Source organism: Corynebacterium sp. HMSC036E10, assembly GCF_001836265.1.
In the GTDB taxonomy this organism is placed as follows: Bacteria; Actinomycetota; Actinomycetes; order Mycobacteriales; family Mycobacteriaceae; genus Corynebacterium; species Corynebacterium coyleae.
Genome location: NZ_KV827977.1, coordinates 478,603 through 479,351 on the forward strand (window position 1 = coordinate 478,603; position 749 = coordinate 479,351).

Below are 749 nucleotides of genomic sequence, written 5' to 3' on the forward strand. Positions count from 1 at the left end.
GGAGCCGAAGGAAGAGAAGAAGGCTGCTCCGAAGCAGGCTTCCGGTTCCGCTACCGACGTTGAGATGCCGGAGCTCGGTGAGTCCGTCACTGAGGGCACCATCACCACTTGGCTGAAGGAGGTCGGCGACGAGGTTGAGGTCGACGAGCCGCTGCTCGAGGTCTCCACTGACAAGGTCGACACCGAGATCCCCTCCCCTGTCGCTGGTGTGATCCTGGAGATCAAGGCTGAGGAGGACGACACCGTCGAGATCGGCGACGTCATCGCGATTATTGGCGACGAGGGCGAAACCCCGGCCGGCGACGACAAGTCCGACGACTCCGCCGACGCCAAGGAAGAGGCGAAGGACGAAGAGCCGGCTGAGGAGCCGAAGGAAGAGAAGAAGGCTGCTCCGAAGAAGTCCTCTGGTGAGGGCACCAAGGTTGAGATGCCGGAGCTCGGCGAGTCCGTCACCGAAGGCACCATCACCACCTGGCTGAAGGAAGTCGGCGACACGGTCGAGGTCGACGAGCCGCTGCTCGAGGTCTCCACTGACAAGGTCGACACCGAAATCCCGTCCCCGGTTGCTGGCACCCTGATCGAGGTCCTGGCGCAGGAAGACGACACCGTTGAGGTCGGCGACGTCATTGCCCGCATCGGTGACGCTGACGCTGCTGCTTCCTCCGACGAGGCAGAGGCCAAGGAAGAGGCACCGGCCAAGGAGGAGCCGAAGGAAGAGGAGCCGAAGGAAGAGAAGAAGGCTGCTCCGA

Annotated in this window: 1 protein-coding gene; it reads left to right on the forward strand. The window is 63.3% G+C overall.

All coding sequences use genetic code 11. The features are described 5' to 3' along the window. Nucleotides 1-64 precede the first annotated feature (64 nt). The coding region (locus tag HMPREF2736_RS12660) for a biotin/lipoyl-containing protein (protein ID WP_305764515.1) at nucleotides 65-749 on the forward strand (685 nt) is incomplete at its 3' end.